The organism is Nostoc sp. PA-18-2419, from assembly GCF_005869855.1.
Classification (GTDB): Bacteria; Cyanobacteriota; Cyanobacteriia; order Cyanobacteriales; family Nostocaceae; genus Nostoc.
Map to the genome: position 1 here is coordinate 82,391 of NZ_SZNH01000022.1, position 17,213 is coordinate 99,603.

Here is a 17,213-nt window from a genome sequence, read left to right on the forward strand (position 1 = left end):
CCGGCTTTGCTCAACAGTAGACCTCTTGCATAAACATTTTATTGTCTCACGCACAAGCGTCTACAGACTTTTCAAGACAGAGGCGCACACAAGAGAACGTAAACAAGGACTTTTGCAAGAAGTGTAGTCAACACTCAACAGTCAACACTCCCCACTCTCTACTAAAATGAACATTTCCCAGCTATTTATCCGCCGTCCAATCATGACAACCCTATTGATGGTTGGCATCTTAATATTTGGGCTGATGAGTTACCAACAGTTACCTGTTAGTGACTTGCCCAATGTGGATTATCCAACACTCCAGGTAACGGCTAGTCTGCCCGGAGCCAGTCCAGAAACGATGGCTTCTTCGGTTGCAACTCCTTTAGAAGAGCAATTTTCTAGCATAGCCGGATTGAGTTCAATGAACTCTACCAGCTCTTTAGGTAGTGCCCAAATTACGCTGCAATTTGACCTGAATCGGAATATTGACGGGGCAGCACAGGATGTACAGTCTGCTATTTCTAAAGCAGCGAGGCAGTTGCCAACTAATATGCCCAGTCCTCCTTCTTTCCGCAAGGTAAATCCAGCAGATCAACCAGTCCTCTATATCTCTTTAAATTCATCTATTTTGCCACTGTCAACTGTAGATAAGTATGCCGAAACGCTGTTGGCACAACGTCTGTCAATGGTGGATGGGGTGGCGCAAGTACAGGTGTACGGCTCGCAAAAGTACGCTGTACGGGTTCAGCTTGACCCAGAATCATTGAGTGTTAAAGGCATAGGAATCGATGAAGTGGCTGATGCGATCGCTAACGGCAATGTCAATTTACCAACCGGCACGCTTTACGGGCAACAGCAGAATTATACAATTCAAGCAAACGGTCAACTCAACGATGCCGCCAGTTATCGCTCTTTAACTGTAGCTTATCAAAACGGCGCACCTGTGCAGCTAGGTGAACTCGGTCAAGTGCTAGACAGCGTGGAAAATGATAAGATTGCCAGTTGGTATTTTCCTACTAAGAAGGGAAATAGGGAGCAGGGGAGCAGGGGAGCAGGGGAGCAGGGGAGCAGGGGAGCAGGGGAGAAGTCTTCAATCTCAAATCAAAAATCCCAAATCCRAAATTCTGGCGTGCGGGCGATCGTTCTGGCAATTCAGCGCCAACCAGGAACTAATACTGTCCAAGTGGTAGATGCAATTAAAAAACTGCTGCCTAACTTTCAAAAAGAGATTCCGGCGGCTGTGAACATGAATATTCTCTACGATCGCTCCCAATCAATTCGCGAATCGGTAGATGATGTACAATTCACGCTGTTGCTCACCATCGCTTTGGTAGTACTGGTAATTTTTCTGTTTCTTCGTAATATCTCGGCTACAGTCATTCCCAGTCTGGCAGTACCGCTATCAATCGTAGCGACCTTTGCAGTGATGTTAGTGCTGGGCTTTTCACTCGATAACCTCTCGCTGATGGCATTAACTTTATCAGTGGGTTTCGTGGTGGATGATGCTGTAGTCATGCTAGAAAATATTGTCCGCCACATGGAGATGGGTGAGAGCCGCTTGGAAGCATCTCTAAATGGTTCTAGAGAAATTGGTTTTACAATTTTATCTATGACCATTTCCTTGGTAGCAGTATTTATTCCCGTACTGTTCATGGAAGGGATTCTGGGGCGACTGTTCCGCGAGTTTGCCATTACCATCAGCGTTGCCATCTTGGTTTCTGGCGTAATTTCCTTGAGTCTAACTCCAATGCTGTGTTCTAGATTCCTGCGTCCACCTCATAATCAGGAGGAGAATCAGGCAGCAGAGGAGCAGGGGAGTAGGGGAGATGAGGAAGATGAGGGAGATGAAGGAGAAATTCTCAATTCGCAATCCCAAATCCAAAAACCAAAATCTCAAAATTTCCAAACTCGTCTCTACAATATTTCGGAAAGCTTCTTTAATTCGTTGTTGCGGGGATACGATTGGAGTTTAAAGAAATCGCTGAAGTATCACCGGACAACAATGGTGATTTCGGGTGCGATTCTTTTAGCGACGGTGTATTTATTTACAATTGTGCCCAAGGGATTTGTTCCCAACGCTGATGTTGGACAAATTACTGCAACCACTCAAGCATCAGAGGATATCTCCTTTGATGAAATGGTAAAACATCAACAGGCTGTAGCTGCGWTCGCTTATCACGATCCGAATGTCGATTCCATCAACTCCAGTGTTGGGGCTGGCGGCCCAAATGCTTCTGCTAACAGCGGACGACTTTTAATCGAACTCAAGCCTATCCATGAGCGCCATCTCAGTGCCGATCAAGTAGTTGAGAAACTTCGGCCCAAGTTATCAAGTGTGCCTGGAATCAAAGTGTTCTTGCAAAACCCTCCCGCGATTAATATCGGCGGACAACAGACAAAAGCACAGTATCAATTTACTCTCCAAAGTCCCAATATTCAAGAGCTTTACCAGTACGCCCCACTTCTGGAAACTAAACTCCGTACCCTGTCAGATTTGCAAGATGTCAACAGTGACCTACAAATCAAAAATCCTCAAGTCGAAGTAAATATTAACCGCGACCAAGCTTCATCTCTCGGTTTGACTGCCAATCAAATCGAAACTGCCTTGAGTAATGCTTATGGTACTCGCCAAGTTTCCACCATCTACGCCTCCGATAGCCAGTATCAAGTGATTATGGGCGTGGAACCAAGATATCAGCAAAATTCCAGTGGCCTAGATTTGCTCTCAGTTCGCGCCCCCAGTGGACAACTTGTACCTCTCAATGCTGTAGCCACTTTAACCAAAGACGTGGGGCCGCTGACCATTAACCACCAAGGGCAGCTAGCTTCAGTCACCTTTTCTTTTAATCTCAAACCAGGAATCTCACTAGGTAATGTCACTGGGAAAATTGAACAACTAGCCCGGGAAACGCTACCAGCTACCATTAGTACAGGCTTTAGGGGTTCAGCGCAAGCTTTCCAGTCTTCAATTCAAGGTTTAGGAATATTACTCCTGGTTGCCATTTTGGTAATTTATATCGTGTTGGGAATTCTCTACGAGAACTTCATTCACCCCCTGACCATTCTTTCTAGCTTACCCTCGGCTGGATTTGGGGCACTGCTGACTTTGTTGCTGTTTCAAGTTGACTTGAATATTTACGCGTTCGTGGGCATCATTTTGCTGGTTGGCATTGTCAAGAAAAACGGGATCATGATGGTTGACTTTGCAATTGAAGCCCGTCAGAATGGCAAAACTCCTTATGATGCGATTTATCAAGCCTGTTTGGTGAGGTTCCGCCCAATCATGATGACTACAATGGCAGCGCTGATGGGCACATTACCCATTGCCCTTGGTTTGGGAGCCGGAGCAGATACACGCCGTCCCCTTGGTTTGGCAGTAGTTGGCGGGTTAGTGTTCTCGCAGTTCTTGACACTTTATTTAACCCCCGTTTTCTACACCTACATGGAATCGTTGCAGACAAAGTTTTTTAAACACAACTGGCGAAAACAGTCAATATAATTCGTAATCATTAAATCTTTTGTTTAGTGGCTTCCAGCAGCTTAACACTGGCGTAGATAGCATCAATATGGGGTGTGGGAATTTGAGTCAGTTTTCCTAATTCTGTCACCGCCCCAACGATCGCATCTATTTCTGTGGGGCGTCCAGCTTCAATATCTTGTAGCATGGAAGTTTTGTGGGCACCGACATTTTCAGCCCCATTAATTCGCTGTTCTAAAGTAATGCCAAATTTAATACCCAAATTTTCAGCGATCGCTTGCACTTCACTCATCATTTGCCGCGCTAGTTCGCGGGTGAGGGGATAACGGCAAATATCCTCTAAAGTCGCACCAGTTAGGGCACTAATGGGATTAAAGGCCACATTGCCCCACAATTTAATCCAGATTTCCGTGCGAATTTGATTGCGGATTGGAGCTTTGAAGCCTGCTCGTTTGAGAGTTTGGGCTAATAATTGAATGCGATCGCTTTTACTGCCGTCAATTTCACCGAGAGTAAAGCGATCGCCTTCAATATGCTTTATTACACCTGGTTCAATTATTTCTGTTGCCGGGTAAACAACACAACCAATAGCGCGGTCAATACCGATACCAGCTTCAACAATTCCCTCCGGGTCAACTGATTGAATGCGCGTACCTTCATACTCGCCGCCATGATGACGAAAGTACCACCAAGGAATACCATTTTGGGCTGTGATAACTGTCGTGTGGGGATTGTAGAGTGCAGAGAGGGAGGGGGCGATCGCTGGAACACTGTGAGCTTTAACAGTTAAAATTACTACATCTTGTTCACCCGCTTCTTGGATATTATTAGTTGCCAAAGCCGGATGAGCAACTTGGCTAGAACCGTCCGCCATGACTAATTTCAGCCCATCTTTTTTAATTGCTTCCAAATGAGAACCACGAGCAATCAGCGTCACTGTTTCACCAGCCAGTGCTAATTTTGCTCCTAAATATCCACCAATTGCACCTGCACCAACAATACAGATTTTCATTTTGTTATTTGTAATTTGTCATTGGTTTAACTTTTAACTTCAAAGACTCAAATGTTAGCCTCAAAGGCTCAATTTATTGGCGTTATACTTAGATTGTATTCTGGGCGAGTCTAATGGAAGATGTATTGCCTCTGATTAATCAGGCATTGGATGAGGGGTGGAAAGAGCTAGACCTATCGGGGAAAGGTTTAACAGAACTGCCACTAGAGATAGGACAATTAAGCAATCTGACCAAGCTTAACCTCTACACTAATCAAATAACAGAAATTCCCGAATGGATAGGACAATTAAGCAATCTGACAAAGCTTTCTCTAGGTAATAACCAAATAACCGAAATTCCCGAATGGATAGGACAATTAAGCAATCTGACAAAGCTTTTTCTAGGTAATAACCAAATAACCGAAATTTCAGAATCGATAAGAAAATTAAGCAATCTGACCCAGCTTTCCCTCGATAATAACCAAATAACAGAAATTCCCGAATGGATAGGACAATTAAGCAATTTTACCGAGCTTTCCCTCCACAATAATCAAATAAGCGAAATTCCCGAATGCATAGGGCAATTAAGCAATTTGACCAAGATTTTTCTCTACAAAAACCAAATAACAGAAATTCCTGAGTGTCTAGAACAATTAAGTAATCTGACCCTGCTTTCTATTGGTAGTAACCAAATAACAGAAATTCCCGAATGGATAGGACAATTAAGCAATCTAACCGAGCTTTATATTCACACTAACCAAATAACAGAAATTCCGGACTGTATAGGAAAATTAAGTAATCTGACAAAGCTTTACCTCGGTTATAATAAAATAACATAAATTCCTGAATGCATAGGACAATTAAGCAATCTGACCGAGCTTTCCCTCCACAATAATCAAATAAGCGAAATTCCCGAATGCATAGGGCAATTAAGTAATTTGACCGAGATTTTTCTCTACAAAAACCAAATAATAGAAATTCCTGAGTGTTTAGAACAATTAAGTAATCTGACTCTGCTTTCTATTGGTAGTAGCCAAATAACAAAAATTCCCGAATGGATAGGACAATTAAGCAATCTGACCGAGCTTTCCCTTAGTAATAACCAAATAACAGAAATTCCCGAATGCATAAGAAAATTAAGTAATCTGACAAAGCTTTCTCTAGGTAATAACCAAATAACAGAAATTCCTAAATGGATAAGGCAGTTAAGCAACTTGACTGAGCTTTACCTTAGTAATAACCAAATAACAGAAATTCTCGAATGCATAGGACAATTAAGCAATCTGACCGAGCTTTACCTTAGTAATAACCAAATAACAGAAATTCCCGAATGCATAGGACAATTAAGCAATCTAACAAACCTTTACCTCACTAATAACCAAATAACAGAAATTCCTGAATGCATAGGGCAGTTAAGCAATCTGACCGAGCTTTCTCTAGGTAATAACCAAATAATAGAAATTCCCGAATGGATAGAACAATTAAGCAATCTGACCAAGCTTGGGCTCGAGGAAAACCAAATAATAGAAATTCCCAAATTGATAGGACAGTTAATCAATCTGACCCTGCTTTATCTCCACACTAACAAAATAACAGAAATTCCTGAATGTATAGGACAATTAAGCAATTTTACCGAGCTTTCCCTCCACAATAATCAAATAAGCGAAATTCCCGAATGCATAGGGCAATTAAGCAATTTGACCAAGATTTTTCTCTTCAAAAACCAAATAACAGAAATTCCTGAGTGTATAGAACAATTAAGTAATCTGACCCTGCTTTCTATTAGTAGTAACCAAATAACAGAAATTCCCGAATGGATAGGACAATTAAGCAATCTGACTGAGCTTTTTCTCCACACTAACCAAATAACAGAAATTCCCGAATGTATAGGAAAATTAAGTAATCTGATAAAGCTTTACCTCCACAAAAACCAAATAACAGAAATTCCCGAATGCATAAGACAATTAAGTAATCTGATCGAGCTTTACCTCGACGAAAACCAAATAACTGAAATTCCAGAATATCTGGAAAAATTGCCAAATCTTCAAAAACTAGACCTGCGGCGAAATCCTCTACCTGTTTCCCCAGAAATTCTAGGTTTGCCGGACTTAGATCGAGACCCTGGTTCTATCCAAGAAATATTTAACTATTGTCGCCAACTTCGTAGCGGCGATGTTCGCCCTTTGAACGAAGCAAAGTTGTTATTAGTTGGTCAAGGTAGTGTTGGTAAAACCTCTTTAGTCAATCGTCTGATTCATAACACCTTCAACCCCAATCAGTCTAAAACCGATGGTCTCGGTGTCACAAACTGGACTATCCATGTTAACAGTAAAGATGTACGCCTTAACGTTTGGGATTTTGGCGGACAGGAAGTTTACCACGCCACCCACCAGTTTTTTCTCACCAAACGAAGTCTCTATCTTTTGGTGTGTAATTGTCGTATTAGCGAAGAGGAAAACCGCCTTGAATACTGGCTGAAACTGATTGAAACCTTCGGCGATCAGTCGCCTGTAATTATTGTAGGAAACAAAAAAGATGAACAACCTTTAGACATCAACACTAAAGCATTACGCGAAAAATATCCTAATATCAAAGCCATCATCGAAACCTCGTGCGAAAACAACGAAGGTATTGATGAACTCTGCCAAGCCATTACCCGTGAAGTTGGAGAAATGAAGGAGGTATACGATTTGCTGCCTCTTTCGTGGTTTGAGGTTAAAGAATCCCTCGAAAAGATGAATGAGGATTTCATTAGTTACGTTCAATATACCTCTATTTGTCAAGGGAAAAATATTTCTGAAGAACGCAATCAAGAACAACTCATCGACCTGCTACATCGGCTTGGCTTGGTGCTTCACTTMCACGACCACCCCATCCTTCAATCCACCAACGTCCTTAACCCCGATTGGGTTACTGAAGGTATTTACGCTTTACTCAGCGATGAAACACTAAAAACTAAAACTAAAGGCATCATCACCTACGACGACACCAACCGTATTCTTGACCTAAAACGCTACCCTGAAAAGCGTCACTGTTTCCTGACTGAGTTGATGAAAGAATTTCAGATTTGCTTTCAGCTTCCCGACTGCCCTAAACCAAAATTTCTAATTCCTGGACTCTTACCCAAAGATGAACCCAGCGACACGAATCTTACAGGCAACACTCTAGAATTCCAATATCACTATCGCGTTTTGCCAGAAAGCATCATGTCTCGCTTCATCGTTCTCGCCCACGAAAAAATTCACAATCAAATCTACTGGCGCAGTGGGGTAATGCTGGCATATGTTGAAAGCAAAGAAACCTACAACGTTGCCCGCATCAAAGCTGATACTGAAGATAAGAAAATTTTCATCTCCATTGACGGTCGTGAAGCTACGCGGCGCTCATTTCTATTAATGATTCGTGATGTATTCAACAAAATTCACAACACTTTCAGTAAACCTGAAATCAGTGAGTGGGTTCCTGTTCCCGGCTATCCCGACCACCCACCCCTCGACTATCAAGAACTGCTTGGGCTAGAGGCAATGGGAGAAATAGAATATCCCATTGGTAAACTGCGAATCAAGGTCAATTTGCGTCAACTTCTGGATGGTTATGAACCAATAGAAATGCGACAAAAACGCCGAAAAAGAGATGGTGATTCAGCTGATATAGAGACGCCAGAAAGAGAATTTGAATTCAATGATAAGCTACAGATAGTTAACAATATATATAACACTAATAATCAAGGAAATTATAAACCTATGAGTGATATTACAAATAATAATCAAGGTGCAAACATCGCTAATTTTGTTAATCAAGCGAAAGATAATGCTCAAATCACAGCATCTAACTTTAGCCAAACCAGTGGTGCCAGCACTGCTGAACTTCTGCAAATTATTGCTACTATGCGTCAAACAGCCGCACAATTTCCAAAAAACATTCAAGACGAAATAATTGTTGACATTGATGATGTAGAGCAAGAAATTAAAAAGCCTGAAAATCAACGTAATGGAACGCGTTTGAAAAAGCGTCTACTCGCTTTAGCAGCAGTTGGTACAATGATTGCCACTCCCATTGCCGGGATTACTGATTTTACTAATAACGCTCTAGATTTAGGAAGCAAATTAGGAATTGAACTTCAGCTTCCCTCTGTTCCCTGATAGATAGCTTAGGCTTTTAGGTCGCACCAATCTCCCTCATCCTCCACTGCTTACTCACCGATCTCAAGCAATTTCGCCATCGCTAACCGTTGCAATTTCCCAGTTGCACCACGAGGTAGTTGCTCTAAAATATGAATTTGCTTAGGGACTTTAAAGTTTGCCAGCATACTTGAACAATGGGCTAAAAGTTCTTTTTCGCTAGCTTCTGCTTTCAGGACAACAGCTGCATGGATGTCTTCTCCTAAAGATTTGTGAGGAACAGCAAAGGCTAAGGCTTCAGCGACGGCGGGATGGCGCAACAAAATATCATCTACTTCTAAAGGAGAAATTTTTTCCCCACCCCGGTTAATCAATTCTTTTATCCGTCCAGTCAGGCGAAGATAGCCATCTTCATCAAGTGTGCCTTGATCCCCTGTGCGAAACCAACCATTTACAAAAGCAGTGGCGTTGGCTTCTGGGTTATTTTCATAGCCATCAATCACATTTGGTGCTTTTACCACCACCTCACCCAAACTTCCTTGGGGTAACAGGTTACCTTCCGAGTCCATAATGCCGACTTCTACGCCGAAGCCATAACCGACAGTACCCGGTTTGCGGACTTTCGGCGGTATAGGGTTGGTAGTCATTAAGTGGGATGCTTCAGTCATGCTGTAAGATTCCACCACAGGAGCATTCAGAGTTGCCTCCAGCTGTTCAATGATAATTGGCGGTAAAGAAGCACTACTAGAGCGAATAAAACGGAAGCGATTCGCTTGGACAATTTCTGTATTGCGGCTAGCGCGTGCCAATATTGTCTGGTGCATCGTTGGTGCTGCGGAGTACCAAGTAGGTTTGTAAGTATCTACCAATTTCCAAAACTCTAGGGCATTAAAACCATTGGGACAAACCAGTGTACCGCCAGAACCCAGAGTTGCCAACAAACAGCCCACCAAACCATGAACGTGGAATAGGGGCATTAAACAAAGTGTAGTGTCAGCTGCGGCGAGTGAGTAAGCACCAATAATGTTGTTAGCAGAGGCAATCAGGTTACGATGACGAATTGGCACACGCTTGGGACGACTCGTGGTGCCGCTGGTGTGGAGAATCATTGCTATATCGTCAGAGGAAGGTTGGGGGGTGGGGAGATGGGGAGATGAGGGAAATGCCTTATGCCCAGTCGCGAGTTCAAAGCTTAAAGTCCCGTCAGTATTGACATTGGCATTAATCAGCATCATATCCGGTGTGAGGGCGGTAATGGCTACTTCTGGTTCTTCAGACAGGGTAATTAGTGCTTTTGCTTGGGTATCTGCGTAGTAAAAGGCAAATTCTTCTTGCTTGTATTTGGGATTCAAGGGTGCAGCGATGCCACATAAAGCAGCAGCCAAAAAGGTAATTGCCATAGGTGAACCATTAGTCATGGCAATGGCAATGCGATCGCTCTTTTGCAATCCAAAGCTGTGGAGTTGAGATACCAGCGCAGTAACATTTTCGCGCAATTGCTTATAAGTTAGCGATCGCCCCTCAGGGGTAACCAGGGCTAAATGATTGTCTTCTCCTGCTAAAAGCTCAAATAAATTCATTTCAAAACCTCCAAAAAAGATTGGGTATTGGGGATTAGGTATTGGGTATTGAGTATTGGGGACCGGGAAAGAATTATTTTAATTCGTTCCTCAGTCCCTAGTCCCCATTACCCCTTATCCCCAGAGGGAACCCCACCTTCCCCAGTCACGAAAAATTAAGAGCTAAAATTAAGTAAATATTGTGTCTGTCGCTACTAACAATTAAAAAAAGTTTTTTCTGCTGCTGAATCAAATCAATAAATATGGATCGTCGGAAATTTCTCAACTATGTTACTTTAGCAGGATCTAGCTTTGCCTTAACTAGTTGTATTCAAGGCAGAAATTCCAATTCGCCTGGTGAAGTATCTCCTTTGGCATCGTCTGTGGCAGTAAATGAACCTCTGAAAGTGGGATTTGTTTATCACAGACCTGTGGGTGATTTTGGCTGGACTTATGCTCATGATTTAGGTCGCAGACACATGGAAGCCAATCTTCAAGATAAGGTAAAAACTACCTTTGTGGAAAATGTGAATGAAAGTGCTGATGCTGAAATAGTAATTCGCCAACTAGCATTAGATGGCAACAAGTTGATTTTTACAACTTCCTTTGGCTACATAAACCCAACAATGAAAGTTGCAAAGGAGTTTCCTGATATTATCTTTGAACAGTGTACGGGATACAAACGTGCTGCTAATGTTGGCACTTATTTGGGACGTTTTGAAGAACCGCGTTATTTAACTGGCATGATTGCTGGCAAGATGACAAAATCAAATGTAATTGGTTTTATTGGGTCATATCCAATTCCTGAAGTAATTCGGGGAATCAGTGCGTTCACTCAAGGAGTGCGGCTAACAAATCCCCAGGCAATAGTTAAGATACTTTGGGTGCAAACTTGGTACGATCCAGCTAAAGAAAAAGAAGCGGCTCAAGCTTTGGTCAATTTAGGTGCGGATGTGCTGACGCAGCATACTGACTCTAGCGCTGTTGTACAATTTGCTGAAGAAAGAGGCATTTATGCTTTTGGCTATAACACTGACATGAGCAAGTTTGGTCAAAAAGCTCATCTGACATCAGCTATTAATAAATGGGGCAAATTCTATACAGAGAAAGCCTTGGCTGTAATGACTAATACTTGGAAATCTCAAGATGTTTGGGATGGTATTGGTCAAGAAATGGTAGATATTTCTCCAATGAATCAAGTAATTCCGGCTGATGTGCAGCAATTAGTAAATGATAAGCGCGGTGAGTTTATTCAAGGTATTGCCCATCCTTTTGATGGACCGATAAAAGACCAAAAAGGTGTAGTGCGAGTACTAAAAGGTAAAGTATTAGATGATAAGCAACAACTGGCGATGGATTGGTATGTTGAAGGAATTGAAGGGTCAATTACTAAATAAAATGATATTAGTCCTAAATGCGATCACAGTTTTTCCTTAGCCATGACCGAATAATTACTAATTCGTAATTTTTCGACTCTGTGTCCACCCGATTGCGCTAAAGTTGCAAATAACCGTGCATCTAGAGGCAAGAGGAAAAAGTCGTGAAAGCAGTCTTGATGACAGCAGCTGGCAGTCCGGAAGTTCTGCAAGTACAAGAAGTGCCAAACCCTGGTGTTCCCGTAGGAAATACTGAACTTTTAATCCGCTTAGTGGCGGCTGGTGTGAACCCTATTGATACCAAACTTCGTAGCCGAGGTACTTTTTACCCTGATCGCTTGCCAACAGTTTTAGGATGTGATGGTGCAGGTATTGTGGAAGCTGTGGGTGCTAGTGTGCAACGTTTTCGCTCAGGCGACGAGGTATATTTTTGCTATGGTGGTTTGGGCGCAGATCAAGGCAATTATGCTGAATTTACCGTTGTGGATGAGCGGTTTGTGGCACGTAAACCTGCGTCTATCTCCTTTGCCGAAGCAGCAGCAGCACCTTTAGTCTTAATTACAGCTTGGGAAGCTTTATACGAACGGGGACGATTGGCACCTGGGGAACGAGTTTTGATTCATGCCGGTGCTGGTGGTGTCGGGCATGTAGCAATTCAATTGGCGAAAATTAAAGGTGCTACTGTTTCTACCACTGTGGGTTCTCAGGAGAAAGCTAATTTCGTTAAACAATTAGGTGCTGACCATGCAATTTTATACAAACAAACCGACTTTGTGCAAGCGGTATTAGATTGGACTAACGGCGAAGGCGTAGAGTTAGCTTTTGATACCGTAGGCGGCGAAACTTTTCACAAAACTTTTCCCGCAGTACGAGTATATGGTGATATTGTGACGATTCTCGAACCAGATGCCAATACTATTTGGAAAACTGCTAGACTACGTAATCTCCGCATCGGCTTAGAAATAATGCTAGCACCAGCATTACTAGGATTATCAGAAAGTCTCCAGCATCATGCAGAAATTCTCGAACAATCTGCCACTTGGATCGACGAAGGTAAGTTAAAAATTCATGTTAGTCACAAGTTTCCTTTAGAAGAAGCCGTTAAAGCTCACCAATTAGTTGAAAGTGGCACTGTAACAGGTAAAATTGTTTTGCTAATCAGGGATGAATGAGCGAATAATTTGCATAAATCATTTTTTAACGCACAGAAAAGTATGAGCTTGGTTTGGGGCGATCATAACTTCTCCTTGAAAGACGCTGTTACTAACTAGCTTACAGCAGTTTTCATGTATTTAGACCACACTCTTGTATTTCTCTGTGCGCCTCTGCGGCTTTGCGTGAGATAAAAAAGATATGGTTCATTTACCTGAAAATAGCTGTAAGAGCAGGGGTACGGTGGACAAGCAGAGGTTAAACGCAATCATAGGTAGAGTTTTTTCTTGGCGTACCTCTGCGCTTTACTTTGTCTTGCTTTGCTCCTAAATTAACCAATTCTGCTATCTGAAGGGGCGATCGCATTTTTGGCGATTATCTCAAACCCTCAAGTATACTCTTTCATAAAGCTGTTCGTTCTTCTGAAACTGTACTTCGCAGAAATATACAACACCCGCACCTTGATTCTCTGGTGGTAAAAATACCCCGTCAATTTCAAATTTTGGTTCTTTGATGGCGACTGAATCAAATCGATAATTATCAGCATTCATTGGACGATTTGTCAATAATTGAAATAATAATGTTGGTGATTGTTGAAATATTTTGTAAAAGATTGAGTCTCGCCGTATGAAAGCATTATTGGTTGTTTTGACTATTTTTAAACAAAGATTATAAAAAAAACGATCGCAGTTATTAGGATTTAAAAAAAAATTTAAACAGCGATCGCTTTTGAGATTACTTTCCTAAAATTTGTAGTAATGCTTGTCGATAAATCTTTAATCCTTCTGTATTGAGATGGTCGCCATCATTGGTGAAATCTTTTTTCAGAACGTTATTCTCATACAATGGTGCTACTCCGGCTGTGGCAACTGGTACTTTTTCTGTTTCGCCAATTTGATTAATTAGAGTATTAATTTGTTCGACTCGAGAATTGGGTGCCGCAACAGTTGGATTTGAACTAACTTCAGCTGTTGAATAAAAGGCGGGAATCAGAAAAACCTCTTTAGTTCCCATTGTGCGGACAAGTGCGATCGCCTCTTGAAGATTCTTGCTAAACAATTCATTACTAATTCCATACCAAGCATCATTTCCACCTACGGCAATAATCGCTTTTTCGCATTTTACCTTAGTAGGAATTAAAGTCTTCAGCTGTTCTAATAATGAAATTGTACTCAAGCCATTTAACCCAAAGTTAAAAGTACCCCTACCAAGGGTATTGCCAAGTTCAGCCGAAACAGAATCACCAAATAAACAACCTGAAAACTGTTTATCTTGGGCAGCGATTGTCTGATATTGCAATGCAATTTTCCCTAAAGGAGAAGAAGTTACATTGTCCTTTGGAGGTGTATTAGTAGAACCAGAAGATGAATCTGCCATGCCGACTAATCGAGAAATTTTTGACACATCAATGACTAATTCATTACTGGGATAAGCTTCTAAAAATGTCAGGAGTCCTAAACCTTCTGGTGATTTTGCTCCTAAGATAATAGCAGCTCGTAGCGCGGGAATACTGGCTTGGTCACGACGGGCGATCGCTTGGGAAACAAAATATAAAATTTGCTTGCCCGTTTGTGTGTTTACTAGCTTGTCTAAAGCCACAATATCAAGTGACATCTTCACTTGCAATGCATCTTGAAGCTTTTCTTTTTCTTCAGGGCTAAGATGACCTAAGATAGATTGCAAATCGTCAGAAACTTTTTGTGTCTCACCGTAATTGCGGATATCTGCCACAGGAATCGATTGCTCAAATAAACCGTATCTAACAACAACTTTCTCCGCTGCTAAACTAGGCGATACACCAAAAAGACTATGCAGTAGTGGAAAGATTGAGTAACCAGATAGGCAAACTAAAAGACGATAAAAAGATTTCATCACAAAAGTTAGTGAGAGAACTAATAGTCAATAGTTAATATTCAATGTTTCAGAGTCAACAGTCAAGAATTTATTACTTGATTTTGGGAATACTCAAATCAGTAGGCGTGAGGATAAAAAAGTGGTAGAAGAAAGTGCGTATTGGCTAGCTTGGTCGCAAATTTCCGGGATTGGCCCGGTATTATTGCGACGGCTGCAACAGCATTTTGGCGCCCTGGAAACCGCTTGGAACGCTACTAAGATACAGTTAGGAGAWGTAGAGGGTTTTGGTTTTCAAACACTTGAAAAAATAGTACAACAGCGAGCGCGCTTACATCCAGAACAGCTATTCACCAAACACCAACAGGAAAATCCTAATTTCTGGACTCCAGCAGATGCAGATTATCCCCGCTTACTACTGGAAACTCCCAGTCCACCGCCGATTTTGTACTATCGCGGTGAAGTCGATTTGCAAGAAAATCTCGGACAAAAACCCTTAGTTGGGATTGTCGGAACCCGCCGCCCTTCAGAATATGGGATTCGTTGGACTCGTCAAATTAGCACAGCTTTGGCGAAAAATGGCTTTACAGTGGTTTCTGGAATGGCAGAGGGAATTGATACAGAAAGCCACGCCGCCACCATGAAAGCTGGTGGAAGAACCATCGCAGTTTTAGGAACTGGTGTAGATGTTATTTATCCCCAGAAAAATCGAGATTTGTACAAGCAAATTTTGACGGCTGGCTTAGTCGTGAGTGAGTATCCCACAAAAACCCCACCCGATCGCACTCATTTTCCCCGGCGCAACCGGATTATTGCAGGAATGAGCCGCGCTATCCTGGTGATAGAAGCCCCATTAAAATCTGGCGCTTTAATTACAGCCACCTACGCTAATGAATTTGGTAGAGATGTCTATGCATTACCAGGGAGAGTGGACGATTATCCATCCCAAGGTTGCTTAAAGTTACTAACTCAAGGTGCTTCTCTGATTCTCAAAGAATTAGATGAATTATTAACAATGCTGGGAGCAATACCACAAATTGATGAACTTGAGCAATTGTCAACAGCACAACAGTTAATACCAACTTTATCAGTTGAATTGCAACGGGTAATGGATGCGATCGCTTTTGATGTTTTACCCTTCGATTTAATTGTCCAACAAACCGATATGCCTGCTGGCTCAGTTTCCAGCGCTTTGTTACAGTTAGAACTTATGGGTTTACTCTCCCAACTACCAGGGATGCGGTATCAAAAAAATTAGTCATTGGTCATTAGTCATTTGTTTTTCTTTGTGTCCCCGCGTCTTTCCACCTGCCCAAACCTTAAAATATGCCAAGTAAATATGCCTTCGCTGACTGAGACTGTCACGATCATAAAGTAAAGAGTAAAAGGCAATCTATTTTGACTTTTAACTTTCTCCTTTTGTTCAACTTTCCACAACAGGAGGTTTAATCTTGACTAAATTAAAAGTTGGTATCAATGGCTTCGGTCGAATTGGGCGACTTGTGCTTCGCGCTGGCATTGATAACCCTGATATCGAGTTTGTTGGCATTAACGACTTGGTACCACCAGATAACCTCGCTTACCTATTAAAGTACGACTCAACCCACGGTAAATTGACGAGCAAGGTTGAAGCCAAGGATGATGGTATCGTCATTGATGGTCACTTTATTCCTTGCATATCTGTGAGGAATCCTGCTGAGTTGCCTTGGGGACAATTAGGTGCTGATTATGTCGTGGAATCTACGGGACTATTCACTGGTTATGAAGGGGCAGCGAACCACTTGAAAGCAGGTGCAAAGCGGGTGGTAATTTCTGCTCCTACTAAAGATCCAGATACAGTTCCTACCCTACTTATGGGTGTTAATCATCACTTATTTGATGCCAGCAAGGATCTAATTGTCTCCAATGCTAGCTGTACTACAAACTGCCTAGCCCCGATTGCTAAAGTCATCAATGATAACTTTGGGTTAACTGAAGGCTTGATGACCACAGTTCATGCTATGACTGCCACCCAGCCAACTGTAGATGGCCCGAGTAAAAAAGATTGGCGGGGTGGTCGAGGTGCAGCCCAGAATATTATTCCCTCCTCCACAGGTGCGGCTAAAGCTGTAGCACTGGTTTTGCCAGAATTGAAGGGTAAGTTAACTGGTATGGCATTCCGAGTTCCCACTCCTGATGTCTCTGTAGTTGATTTAACTTTCAAAACTGCCAAAGCCACCAGTTACAAGGAAATCTGTGCTGCCATGAAAGAGGCTGCCGCAGGCTCGTTATCAGGTATCTTGGGCTACACAGACGAAGAAGTAGTTTCTACAGATTTTCAAGGTGATACCCATTCCAGCATCTTCGACGCTGGTGCTGGTATTGAGTTGAATTCTAACTTCTTTAAAGTGGTTGCCTGGTATGACAATGAGTGGGGCTACTCGAATCGCGTGGTTGACTTGATGTTATCCATGTCACAAAAAGAACAACCCGCACCGACGCCTGCTGTGGTTTAATTCGTCATTAGTCATTAGTCATTGGTCATTAGTCATTAGCTTTTGACTCTTGACTTTTGACTTTTGCCCATTGCCTTTTGGGATTTAGGTCAAATGGTAAATACCTGAAAATAAAACGCAATCTAGTATTTTTACTTAGCAAACCAGTGATATGAAAAACCTGCGAGTTGAGATGCTTTATGCGATCGCATCGCATGATACCAATTCT

The 17,213-nt window shown here is 42.1% G+C and carries 10 protein-coding genes and 1 pseudogene; 7 read left to right on the plus strand and 4 right to left on the minus strand.

From position 1 onward, the window contains the following. Window positions 1-166 precede the first annotated feature (166 nt). Window positions 167-3,481 (plus strand): efflux RND transporter permease subunit, encoded by a 3,315-nt coding sequence (locus FCR06_RS21320; protein WP_138503284.1) that lies wholly within the window; start codon window positions 167-169, stop codon window positions 3,479-3,481. A 10-nt stretch (window positions 3,482-3,491) separates the two neighbouring features. On the opposite strand, the gene FCR06_RS21325 is transcribed toward FCR06_RS21320, so the two are convergent. Next, window positions 3,492-4,472: a 2-dehydropantoate 2-reductase gene (locus tag FCR06_RS21325; RefSeq protein ID WP_138503286.1), complete on the minus strand. Its 981-nt coding sequence runs from the start codon at window positions 4,470-4,472 to the stop codon at window positions 3,492-3,494. A 113-nt stretch (window positions 4,473-4,585) separates the two neighbouring features. On the opposite strand from FCR06_RS21325, the gene FCR06_RS21330 reads away from it, so the two are divergent. Both FCR06_RS21330 and FCR06_RS21335 read left to right on the plus strand, forming a co-directional pair. Next, window positions 4,586-5,290, plus strand: coding sequence for a leucine-rich repeat domain-containing protein (locus tag FCR06_RS21330; protein ID WP_138503288.1), 705 nt, complete (start codon window positions 4,586-4,588; stop codon window positions 5,288-5,290). Window positions 5,291-5,320: 30 nt separating this feature from the next. Continuing rightward, window positions 5,321-8,593 (plus strand): leucine-rich repeat domain-containing protein, encoded by a 3,273-nt coding sequence (locus FCR06_RS21335; protein WP_223280219.1) that lies wholly within the window; start codon window positions 5,321-5,323, stop codon window positions 8,591-8,593. A gap of 50 nt (window positions 8,594-8,643) precedes the next feature. Here the strand turns inward: FCR06_RS21335 and FCR06_RS21340 are convergent, their stop codons facing one another. After that, window positions 8,644-10,152 (minus strand): acyl--CoA ligase, encoded by a 1,509-nt coding sequence (locus FCR06_RS21340; protein ID WP_138503291.1) that lies wholly within the window; start codon window positions 10,150-10,152, stop codon window positions 8,644-8,646. 242 nt (window positions 10,153-10,394) lie between these two features. Between FCR06_RS21340 and FCR06_RS21345 the strand changes: the two genes are divergently transcribed. Continuing rightward, on the plus strand, window positions 10,395-11,528 hold the full coding sequence (locus FCR06_RS21345) for a BMP family ABC transporter substrate-binding protein (RefSeq protein ID WP_138503293.1): 1,134 nt from the start codon (window positions 10,395-10,397) through the stop codon (window positions 11,526-11,528). 143 nt (window positions 11,529-11,671) lie between these two features. Further along, window positions 11,672-12,679, plus strand: coding sequence for a zinc-dependent alcohol dehydrogenase family protein (locus FCR06_RS21350; protein ID WP_138503295.1), 1,008 nt, complete (start codon window positions 11,672-11,674; stop codon window positions 12,677-12,679). Window positions 12,680-13,051: 372 nt separating this feature from the next. On the opposite strand, the pseudogene FCR06_RS21355 reads toward FCR06_RS21350, so the two are convergent. Further along, window positions 13,052-13,288, minus strand: a pseudogene (locus FCR06_RS21355) (DUF2887 domain-containing protein); the annotation flags it as partial. 106 nt (window positions 13,289-13,394) lie between these two features. Continuing rightward, on the minus strand, window positions 13,395-14,531 hold the full coding sequence (locus FCR06_RS21360) for an alpha/beta hydrolase (protein ID WP_138503297.1): 1,137 nt from the start codon (window positions 14,529-14,531) through the stop codon (window positions 13,395-13,397). A gap of 121 nt (window positions 14,532-14,652) precedes the next feature. On the opposite strand from FCR06_RS21360, the gene dprA reads away from it, so the two are divergent. Together dprA and gap are read left to right on the plus strand one after the other, a co-directional pair. Beyond that, window positions 14,653-15,768 carry a DNA-processing protein DprA gene (dprA, locus tag FCR06_RS21365; protein WP_138503299.1) on the plus strand — a complete coding sequence of 372 codons (1,116 nt, stop codon included), beginning with the start codon at window positions 14,653-14,655 and terminating at the stop codon, window positions 15,766-15,768. A 193-nt stretch (window positions 15,769-15,961) separates the two neighbouring features. Then, window positions 15,962-17,005 (plus strand): type I glyceraldehyde-3-phosphate dehydrogenase, encoded by a 1,044-nt coding sequence (gene gap, locus FCR06_RS21370; RefSeq protein ID WP_138503301.1) that lies wholly within the window; start codon window positions 15,962-15,964, stop codon window positions 17,003-17,005. The last annotated feature ends 208 nt before the right edge of the window (window positions 17,006-17,213 follow it).